The 4,385-nt window shown below is 67.3% G+C and carries 8 protein-coding genes; 3 read left to right on the forward strand and 5 right to left on the reverse strand.

The window, feature by feature from the left end:
• Nucleotides 1-538 (reverse strand): PadR family transcriptional regulator (locus tag VFX99_RS13440; RefSeq protein ID WP_329666800.1); only part of this gene is annotated, 538 nt, incomplete at its 3' end.
• A gap of 198 nt (nucleotides 539-736) precedes the next feature.
• Entirely contained in the window at nucleotides 737-1,339 is a 603-nt protein-coding gene (locus tag VFX99_RS13445; RefSeq protein ID WP_329666801.1) for a MerR family transcriptional regulator, read from the reverse strand.
• Between the two features lie 70 nt (nucleotides 1,340-1,409).
• Between VFX99_RS13445 and VFX99_RS13450 the strand changes: the two genes are divergently transcribed.
• A complete protein-coding gene (locus VFX99_RS13450; protein ID WP_329666802.1) occupies nucleotides 1,410-1,916 on the forward strand; it encodes a DUF4188 domain-containing protein in 507 nt (168 codons plus the stop codon).
• Nucleotides 1,917-1,989: 73 nt separating this feature from the next.
• Entirely contained in the window at nucleotides 1,990-2,562 is a 573-nt protein-coding gene (locus VFX99_RS13455) for a DUF2510 domain-containing protein (protein WP_329666803.1), read from the forward strand.
• Nucleotides 2,563-2,572: 10 nt separating this feature from the next.
• Here VFX99_RS13455 and VFX99_RS13460 read toward each other — a convergent pair whose 3' ends face one another.
• Together VFX99_RS13460 and VFX99_RS13465 are read right to left on the reverse strand one after the other, a co-directional pair.
• The gene (locus tag VFX99_RS13460) at nucleotides 2,573-3,169 is read right to left on the reverse strand and encodes a GyrI-like domain-containing protein (protein WP_329666804.1); all 597 of its coding nucleotides are present in this window, start codon (nucleotides 3,167-3,169) and stop codon (nucleotides 2,573-2,575) included.
• Entirely contained in the window at nucleotides 3,166-3,912 is a 747-nt protein-coding gene (locus VFX99_RS13465; protein WP_329666805.1) for a sulfurtransferase, read from the reverse strand. The genes VFX99_RS13460 and VFX99_RS13465 overlap by 4 nt, the downstream gene beginning before the upstream one ends.
• Before the next feature lie 67 nt (nucleotides 3,913-3,979).
• On the opposite strand from VFX99_RS13465, the gene VFX99_RS13470 reads away from it, so the two are divergent.
• On the forward strand, nucleotides 3,980-4,192 hold the full coding sequence (locus VFX99_RS13470; RefSeq protein ID WP_329666806.1) for a DUF1653 domain-containing protein: 213 nt from the start codon (nucleotides 3,980-3,982) through the stop codon (nucleotides 4,190-4,192).
• Nucleotides 4,193-4,206: 14 nt separating this feature from the next.
• On the opposite strand, the gene VFX99_RS13475 is transcribed toward VFX99_RS13470, so the two are convergent.
• On the reverse strand, nucleotides 4,207-4,362 hold the full coding sequence (locus tag VFX99_RS13475; protein ID WP_329666807.1) for a TraR/DksA family transcriptional regulator: 156 nt from the start codon (nucleotides 4,360-4,362) through the stop codon (nucleotides 4,207-4,209).
• Between the last annotated feature and the right edge of the window lie 23 nt (nucleotides 4,363-4,385).

The following is a 4,385-nucleotide window of genomic DNA, read 5'->3' on the forward strand; positions in this document are numbered from 1 at the left end:
CCTCTTCGAGCACCGCGATCGCCGCCTTCACCTGCTCTGGGGTGCCGGAACGCCCGACCTGCGCGACCGCCTGAGCCAGATCGATTCCCGCCTTCGGCAGGGCGCTGCGGCCGCCCTCTCGAGCCGCCGGAGCCTCCCACGGAACGGATTTGTCGCCCCCGGCATCCGCCGTCTGCTGACCTTCGTCGGTGAGCGAGTAGGTCTTGCGACCATTGGACTCTTCCGCGCGGATGAGGCCCTCGTCGACCAGCAGCTGAAGAGTCGGGTAGACGGAGCCGGGACTCGGCTTCCACGCGCCTCCGCTGCGCTCCTCGATCTCCTGGATGATCTGGTAGCCGTGCATCGGCCGCTCGGCGAGCAGCGCCAGCACTGCGGCGCGCACGTCGCCCCGACCCATCCGCGGGCTGACCTTCTGCTCGAAGGCTCCGCGAAGCTGTTCCATCGCCTCCCAGATGCCGGTGACCGGCCAGCCCTTTCCGGCGCCGCTGCTTCCGGCACTGCTGCCGCCGAACCAGTCGCCGATGTTCGAACTGCTCATGATGACCTCCTCTGCGCCGGCGCCCACGGCGGGCTCAGCGATAGTCAACGATATATCGTTCAGAGCGTTCGAAGGTCGGATCCGGGCCGATCTGATTGCAGACGCAGCTCTGTCGTGGCGACGACAGATGTGCATCGATCGAGCCGCCGTAGTACGGCCCTGTCCCGACCCCGAGTGCGAGCTGGAGATGGCGCCGTTCTAGCCGAATCGCTCAGCCGACGCGAGCTGTTCGGCCACGCGACGAAGCGCGAGCAGAAGGGGTTCGACCAGCACTGTGCCCAGCACGACGTATCGGACGGCTGCTTCGGCCGAGTCGGTCGGCACTCCCTCGATCTCGGCGCGAGCAATCCGCTGCACAGAATCGAGGTAGGCGGTCATCACCTCGTCCGAGATCGTGAAACCGGCGCGGTCCAGACCCTCCAGCGCCCGAGCGACGCCGGCGAGCACCGCCTCGTCGCATTTCCCACGCTCCCACCCCAGGCGACTGACGAGTCTCTCGGCCGCCGCCAGATCGACGTCGCCGCCGGCAGGCGGCGCGACGGCAGCATGAGCCGTTCCGAGAAGGTCGTGAGCGCTTGCGGGCGGGTCGTCGAGGGCGGTGAGCACCTTGCGCGTCTCGGCGACACTGACCCCAGACCCGATGAGCGCGCGGATAATCCTGAGGCGCCCCACGTGGCGATCGCCGTAGCTCGCCTGCGTAGGCGAACTCCGCTCGCCCTCGGGCAGCAGTGACTCCCGCAGGTAGTACTTGATCGTCGGGACGGGCACGCCGGCCTGTGCGGACAACTCCGAGATTCTCATGGTCACCCCTTGACTTGGATAGTACCGCTATCCAAAATAGATAGCGAGACTATCGAATTGGAGACCCGACATGGCACACGTGGTGAACGGACGGATGACGCATCGCCACGAGGGCGAACTCGTCGTCTTCCACATCGGGATGCAGATCAACAGCTGGTGGCGGCCAGACCTTTGGATGCCGGTGTTCGGCGCGATGCCGCGAATGCTGCGCGAGCTGAGCGTGGAACCGGATTCGGGCCTGCTCGGCTTCCACATCCTGGTCGGATCGGGGGGACCGTACGTCGTGCAGTACTGGTCGTCGATCGACAAGCTCTACGCATACGCGTCGAACCCCGCGCAGGAGCACCGGCCGGCATGGACACGGTTCAACAGGCTCGCGCGCAAGGCACCCACGGCAGTCGGCATCTGGCACGAGACGTTCCTGGTCGAACGTGCGGAGAGCATCTACGTGTCCACGAAGCCGATGGGACTGCCGAAGGCCACCGAGCTCGTCCCGGTGGGTCGCCACCACGATCGCGCCGAATCCCGTTTCGCGGACGGGCGCACGACCGCCGCACGGTCTGACGTCGTGGCGTAGCGTCTGGCCAGTCTGCTCCCCCGTCGCGACTTTGCCGTCCCACGGGGTGGCCGCCCGGCCGTACCCTCGTTTCATGGCGGCAGCGGATGCGGGCTGGTACGACGACGGCCACGGCAAGCAGCGCTGGTGGGACGGCGCGCGCTGGACCGAGCAGTACATCGACCTACGCGAGCGTGACATCAAGCTGCACGCCGACGCCACCCCGGCCACCAGAGTCGTCGGCCAGGGCTGGTACGACGACGGACGCGGCCGTCAGCGCTGGTGGGACGGCACGCGCTGGACGGACGCCGCGCGATTCAGCGGATCCGAAGACTCGTTCGCCGGCATCGTCGTCGACGGTCGGTGGATTCATTTCGGTGTCTCGAGCCAGCCCGTTGCGGGTGCGTCGGCGTCCCTCGAGAGCGGCGCCGAGCTGCTGCGCCGGGGCCGGCTGGGCAGACCCGCGACTGCCCGGGTTCTGTACGGGTCCTCCGGCCTGATCACCCCGCGTCTGCTCCCGCGATCGGTCGATCCGCGCGCGGACTATCTTCTCGTCGAGGTCGCAGGTCAGCTGTGGCTCGCCGCGGTCCCGGGGGGAGAGGAATCCCAGGCCCGGCAGTTCGCAGCGTGGATAAACACGTCCTCGCAGCACTACCGCTATCGCTGACTCGGCGGCGTCACTCGACGGGCTGACGCAGGATGGTGCGCAGCTTGGACGGGTCGGTGCGCCGGATATCGCTGAGATAGATCTCGTGATGCCTGCCGGTCATTCGCAGACCCTGCGCAGGGATGAACTCATTGTGCAGCTGTTCGAGAATCGGCCCCTCCTCGTCGAACGGGCCGAGGTGAAGTGTCTGGACGCAGCGGCCTTCGGCCAGTGTCTCGAGCCGCAGCTTGTCGAGTGCCGGCGCGACGGCCGCGGTCGCTCGTGCTTGCTGGAGCTGGTCCTCGGTGATCCAGTCGGGCACGAGCATCATCGCCGTCCAGTCCCACCGCGACTTGTCGCGGTCGGAAGTGAACGCCGCCATGTTCTCCGACCACCACTGCGCTTCCAGGGGCATGACGACGTAGTCGCGGTCGAGCTCCTTCTTGCTCATGAACTTCAGTCGGTAGGCGATGGGGAACAGGGTGGAGACGGCGTCGGCGTAGGGCTGAGAGTTCGGATCTCCATGGCCATCGATCATCAGGTAGCGAAGCGGCGGCACCTCGACGATGTCGAAGACCCCGCGCCGCGCGCGGTACGACGCGATCTGCTTCTTCAGGTCGGTTTTCATGGCTTCACACATGCCTTGCGCGGCTCGAGATCAGCTCCGAGCGCCTCGCGCTCGTCGAAGACGAAGCATTCCCCCGTCCAGTGGTCGGCGCCGACCGCCTCGAAATAGCCGAGGATGCCGCCGTCCAGCTGGTACGCATCGATGCCCTGTTCACGCAGGTGCAGCGCCGCCTTCTCGCATCGGATGCCGCCGGTGCAGTAGCTCACCACCGTCTTGCCGTCGAGGTCCGCACGGTGTGCGAGCGCGGCATCCGGGAATTGGGTGAACCGCTCGATGCGCCAGTCGAGCGCGCCGGCGAACGAACCGTAGTCGACCTCGAAGGCATTTCGCGTATCGAGCAGGACGACCTCGCGACCGTCGTCGTCGCGCCCTTCGTCGAGCCAGCGCCGCAGCGTCACGGGGGCGAGGGCGGGCGCCCGGCCGGCCTCGGGTCGGATGGTGGGGCGGTCCATGCGGATGATCTCGCGCTTCACCTTCACCAGGAGCTTGCCGAACGGCTGGGCGCTCGACCAGCTGTCCTTCGTCGTGAGCCGGGCGAATCGCTCATCTGCACGCAGGCGGTCGATGAACACGCGAAGCCGGCCGGGGTCGCCGGCGAGGAACAGGTTGATGCCCTCCTCGGCCAGGAGGATGGTGCCCCTCAGTCCCGCGGTGACAGCGAGCGCATGCAACTCGCTGCGGAGCGCGTGCGGGTCGGTTATCCGCGTGAAGAGATACGCCGAGACGTTGAGAACGGAAGGCACCGGTCAAGCGTACGTGCGCATCGCGTACCGATGCTCAGACCCAGAACGCGCGGGATACGCTCACGACATGACAGCCATCGAGCCGGGGGTCTACCGTCACTTCACAGGCGAGCGCTACCAGGTCATCGGCACAGCGCAGCACAGCGAGACGGAAGAGGAATACGTCGTCTACCGCGCCCTCTACGGCGACGGTGCGCTCTGGGTCCGTCCGCGCGCGATGTGGGATGAGCTGATCGAGCGCGACGGCTACGACGGCCCGCGCTTCGTTCGGGCCCGCTGAGCCGGCTGCGCTGATCAGCGCTTGCCGGCGCAGGGGACGCAAAGGGTGGCGGCAGGAAGCAGCTGCAGCCGTTCGAGCGGAATCGGTCTGCCGCATGACTCGCACAGCCCGTACGTGCCATCCACCACCCGTGCGAGGGCGGCATCCAGCTCGACGAGTTCACGCGTCACGTCGGCACGCCGGCCTTCCGCAC

The sequence above is a fragment of the Microbacterium sp. genome (assembly GCF_036277215.1).
Taxonomy (GTDB): domain Bacteria; phylum Actinomycetota; class Actinomycetes; order Actinomycetales; family Microbacteriaceae; genus Microbacterium.